The following is a 4,811-nucleotide window of genomic DNA, read 5'->3' on the forward strand; positions in this document are numbered from 1 at the left end:
CGGCAATCGCATGAAGGCCGTCGGCGTCTGTGACTCACCAATGGACGACGATGACGACGACGACGACGACGATGTGGCTCTCGGGGCAAAGACTACCGATGGCGGCGCGACCGCGGCGTCATTGACTTCGAAGCCGCGCGGCGACACGCAAGGCGAGCCGGTAGGCGAGACGACCGGAGAGACGACCGGAGAGACGACCGGCGAGACGACCGGCGAGACGACCGGCGACGAAGGTCGCGGAGGCGTGCATAGCAGCGCCGGCTGCTGCGTGGCCTTGGCCGAGGAGCTGCGCGGACGGCGCCCGCTGCCGCCGCCACCGCCGCCGCCACCGCCGCCACCACCGCCGCCGCCGCCATGCTTGTGACGCGTCGAGGTCGAGTGGCTCGTTGAGGTCGAGTGGTTCGAGTGATTCGAGTGGCTCGAGTGGCTCGCCGAGGTCGAGGTCGAGGTCGAGGTGGCGGAGTCGCCCATGGCAGCCGCGGGAACGCGCGACGCTCACGAGAACCTCGGGCACTGACTCATAGACACCGTCGGCGAGAGGCAGAGGAAGGGGAGCTGTGTTGCAGGAGCGGGGTTGCTTGGGCTCGTGCAACGTCCACCGAAGAACGACCGCTTGCTTGGATGGTGGTTGGGTTGGTTGCTCAACGACTGGTGTGCACCGCAGAGCTGGACTCCCTAATTCGAACGAGACGAGGAGAGTACGACGCAGCCAGTGGCACGGTTAGGCAGGGCGAGGGAGTGAGGTTGACCGCCCAGTAGCCGTCTATTGCGAGGCAATATTTTCAGCCAGTAGAGCAATCGGCCCATGTTTCCTTTAGGCCTGAAGGCTTTAAGAGTACGAAAATGCTACCGATGCAAGCTCGTGAAGCGTTGGCCTCGCCCAGAAGTGCTTGTATGGCACGCGGCGCTGCCCGAACATATATATGATATATTTAGACGATCGATTCTGCGGTCTGCGCCTCGATCGCATACTGGCATTGGTCTGCTCGTAGACAGCATAGAAAGTAGGAGGCCGGCAGAGGCTTTTCAGGGCCTCGGACAAAGTTCGTGTCGGCAAGGTACAGTTGGAGCCACGTCTCGGTGTCGCATTGCAACTCGCGGGCTTCGCTCCGCAACAGTGGCGTGTTGACGACTGCACCGTAGTGAGGAGGAACGATAGATACAATGTAGCAGCCGCACGTATGTAGATTGTACAAGCTCATCAAGCATGGGAATCTGAAGCGGTATGGGATCAGGTACCTACCGCCATAAGGAGATTGCGATTGTACGTACAATGCACAAGAGATCACGTCCAATAGTGCGCCAATCACGCAAGTGACGAGAGCCACCAAGCAGGCGAGGAGCGACAGCAGCACAAACAGCGGCCAAACGACCACGATAACGCCCGAGCACTGCCAGTCGTCGGCACACGGGCAGCCGACACAGTCGCACACAACCAATGGCGATGCCATCACGCGCCAACCGAGGGCCCAACAACAACAAACCGAATCACAACACCAACAAGTGGGGGTACACTGCCCAGCTACCACAGCCATTCCAAAGCCGATGGCACTCGCGTGGGGAGTGGCAGGCAGGCAGGCAGGCAGGCAGGCAGGCAAGCCTGATTTCTTAGTCGTCGGCCAGCCATTTTCGCTCGTGTCCTATTCTTTGCCCTTCTCTCCGCCCTGTGCATCGCACTGTGCTTGACTCCCTCAGATCTTCCGTGTGCTACAAATGTCTCGAATCCCAATTGTCGTCGTTGTTGGCTTGTTGGTGCTCGCGTCGTGCGTTGCTGCCTCGGCCGAGAGTCATCGTAACTGCTTGCAGAAAATCTACTCCAACAACAACAACAACAACAACCCAAATAATCAGCCATCGAACTACGTCATGAACACTTGCTCGTGCTCGTTAAGGCGTCCCGTGAGCTTATGACTGTTTTACGAATGCCGCCAAGAAAGTTGCCTTTTTGGTCAATCGTTCTGGCGGGCGGATGGATTGGCGAGGCAAGGAGAGTGGTATGCAGTGCCGTTTATTGGTCTCTGGCTAGCTCAGCAAGCGCAGTATATACACAGCCAAAACATCGTCATACAAGCAGTCTTTGAGACAAAGGAAGGCGGTTATCCGACGCGGGTCAAAGGTACCATCGCCGGAGATGTCGCGCAGCACGGGGTCGGTTTCGCAAGGGTCGATACAAACGAATGCCGTGGCCGTAGGTACATCCAATTGCACCAGATGTGCGAGGGGAGAGCGTCCGCCTCGGCCAAGCCAGTTGGCGCAGCCACAACAAGTGCACGAGGCACCGCACCGCTCACCGAGGCGAAAGCAGGCACAGGAGTTCGCTGCGCATCCCTTCTGGCAGCCACATGTGCGGCTCTTGGGCTCGCTTGCCGGGTCACCGTTGTTCTTGCAGCCCGTACAGCCGCACCGAGCCGCGCACGCCCTTCCAGCCTTTCGGCACCCACACTGTCGGCCGCAGCCAGTCTTACACGAGCAGCGTGTAGCGGTTGCGGGCCGCGGTTCGGTGTGGGGTTCGCCGTAGGTGGTGAGCTCAGGACCTGGCTCGACGGGCGCTTGGTCGGCATTGAGGCGCTTGTAGATCTCGTTCAGTTGTCGCATTCGATGAGCTTTCGTATACCGCGACGAGCTATCGGCAACGTCGCGGTGGCGCTGACGCGCAAGCAGGGCAGCATCGATATTCGCGTTGGCGGTGGGCGCGTAGGCGATCCCGACTTCGCGCATCACGATGCGCTTCCAGTCTGGCTTGGTTTGCGCAAGAAATGCCATCATGATCTTGTAGCGATACGCTCGCGGCTCGTAGGTTCGCTTCTGCGAGAAGGCCAAGATCGAGGAATTGAAGTTCTCGACCATGTTGGTGGTAAAGCCGTGGAGGAAGCGCGCAGGCGCTCGCAACACGGTCTCGCACACCGACTGGATCAACGAGACAACCTGCGGCGGAAGGGCCTTCCTCTTCCGCGAGCAGGTGGGCTCGCATCCGTGGTGTTTGCCGTTGAAGTGCTCGAGTGCCGCGCGCAAGAGGACCAAGCCTTGTTCGAGTGAACCAGACTTGCAGATCTTGCGCAACAGCCTGCACACGGCTTCCACTGGCAGCTCGGAGTAGTTTACGTGCTGCTGTACACTCTGCAATCGAGTTCTACGCAAGAATGGGATTGTGGTATCAGTATCACGTTGTACATCAAAGGCAGAGACGATGCGATCGCGCTGTCATACCGAGCATTCTTGATGTAGTGGTTGAGACACGTTCGCTCCGTCACGTTACCAAAGTAGAATACCACCTGCTTGTGCCCGGAGTTGTCGCCATCATGAAGCATATCCGTGATGGTGACACCTTCGGCCTTCAGGCGCTCGCAAATACGCGCAATGCCTTCGGCCTCGAGCTGCCGGGCTTCGCAGGTGGTGTTTTTGCTCGATCCAGAGCGCATGAGCGACTCAAAGTCGAGTATGCGACGATCCAGCACGTTGAAGCACACCACAGTACAACAGTGCGCATCACGACGGGCTGACCAACGAGCATCGAACGCGGCAATCACCGAACTGTTCGGTCTCGCATCTCGTGCTCTCTCGGCGCTCAACGTCAGCTCTCGCCTCGTCAAGTTCTCGATGGCGGTCCATGCCTCTTGCTGGAGCTTGCGGAAGGCATAATCGGTTATGTATTGGGCTGAGCCATACAAGAACACCGATGAGTATGCCTGGTAGCCAAGGCCAGCCAGAATCGCCGAGAAGGCGATGCGGCGGGTAAGCTCCGAGGCACTAGCCAGCGAGATTCGTGCAGCATCAGTAGCCATGCGCACAAGCACCTCTGCTGCTTCCGCATCCGTGGTGGCGAGCGGAAGTCTTGATGTCGGCGATCGCTCAAGCGATGGAGGAGGACAGTCAGAGTCGACCGTCGTGCTGGTAGCTGTGCTTGGAGAAGCATCGAGCATCAAGCCAGAGAACAAGAGTCGGTATCTCTCAGCTCCGAGCGCATGCTCAACCGCAGCCAGAGTTACTTCGTCACCTTGAAGTAGGCTGCGCAGTTGGCCCAGCGCGATTGGATCTTGCTCGCGGGCAGCATCGACAGTCCGAGGTAGCGCGGGAGAGGCGCTTTCACACGGGATAGACGGCGGCCTGTGGCTTGCTTGACGAGAGAGCGGCGTATGAAGGTCGACGATGACGCGCGATATCGGCTCGCTCAACGTCGCGCTTGGCGCGACGGCTCGTGGTGGTTGCGGTGTTGATGCGCTGTCGCTTGCGCCAGGAGAGAGCGGTAGCGATTCGATATCCACAGGAAGCGTTGACTCGCTCGAAGGAACGATTGGCGCGACGGCTCGTGGTGGTGGTTGCGGTGTTGATGCGCTGTCGCTTGCGCCAGGAGAGAGCGGTAGCGATTCGATATCCACAGGAAGGGTTGACTCGCTCACCCACACCCTCGCCACAGGTGGCGATACGGCTCGTGTTCTTTGTGGCGATTGCGGTGATTGTGGTGTTGGTGCGCTGTCGCATACGGCAGGAGAGAGCGGCGTATGAAGGTCTACGATGACGCGCGATATCGGCTCGCTCAACGTCGCAGGGGAGCGGTGGCGCTTGGCTGGTGGTGATGTCGAGGGCTGGCGCTGGCGCTTGCGGCCACCCCTCTGTTCTACTGTTTTGACTATCCCGCCCGCAGCTCCGGGGGTCATATGGACCCATTGCCGCGAGCCAGGAGCGTGCGGCCAGAGAGAACGAGAAGCCATACAACAACCACCAACCCAAACACGAAGAGAAGAACAGCAAAGTCCAAATGGTTCTTGGAAGGCTAGCCTGTTATGGCAGTTTACTTGCCGGCTGGGCGGAAG

4 protein-coding genes are annotated in these 4,811 nt (G+C 59.2%); 3 read left to right on the forward strand and 1 reads right to left on the reverse strand.

Features of this window, described 5'->3' with window-relative positions; translation table 11 throughout:
• Both BGO15_RS02420 and BGO15_RS02425 read left to right on the forward strand, forming a co-directional pair.
• The coding region (locus tag BGO15_RS02420; protein ID WP_286747006.1) for a hypothetical protein at positions 1–364 on the forward strand (364 nt) is incomplete at its 5' end.
• A gap of 2,186 nt (positions 365–2,550) precedes the next feature.
• Entirely contained in the window at positions 2,551–3,036 is a 486-nt protein-coding gene (locus BGO15_RS02425) for a hypothetical protein (RefSeq protein WP_286747007.1), read from the forward strand.
• A gap of 62 nt (positions 3,037–3,098) precedes the next feature.
• Here the strand turns inward: BGO15_RS02425 and BGO15_RS02430 are convergent, their stop codons facing one another.
• The gene (locus BGO15_RS02430; RefSeq protein ID WP_286747008.1) at positions 3,099–3,782 is read right to left on the reverse strand and encodes a hypothetical protein; all 684 of its coding nucleotides are present in this window, start codon (positions 3,780–3,782) and stop codon (positions 3,099–3,101) included.
• A gap of 364 nt (positions 3,783–4,146) precedes the next feature.
• Between BGO15_RS02430 and BGO15_RS02435 the strand changes: the two genes are divergently transcribed.
• The gene (locus tag BGO15_RS02435) at positions 4,147–4,503 is read left to right on the forward strand and encodes a hypothetical protein (protein WP_286747009.1); all 357 of its coding nucleotides are present in this window, start codon (positions 4,147–4,149) and stop codon (positions 4,501–4,503) included.
• Positions 4,504–4,811 lie beyond the last annotated feature (308 nt).

Source organism: Microbacterium sp. 71-23 (assembly GCF_001897265.1).
Classification (GTDB): domain Bacteria; phylum Actinomycetota; class Actinomycetes; order Actinomycetales; family Microbacteriaceae; genus Microbacterium; species Microbacterium ginsengisoli.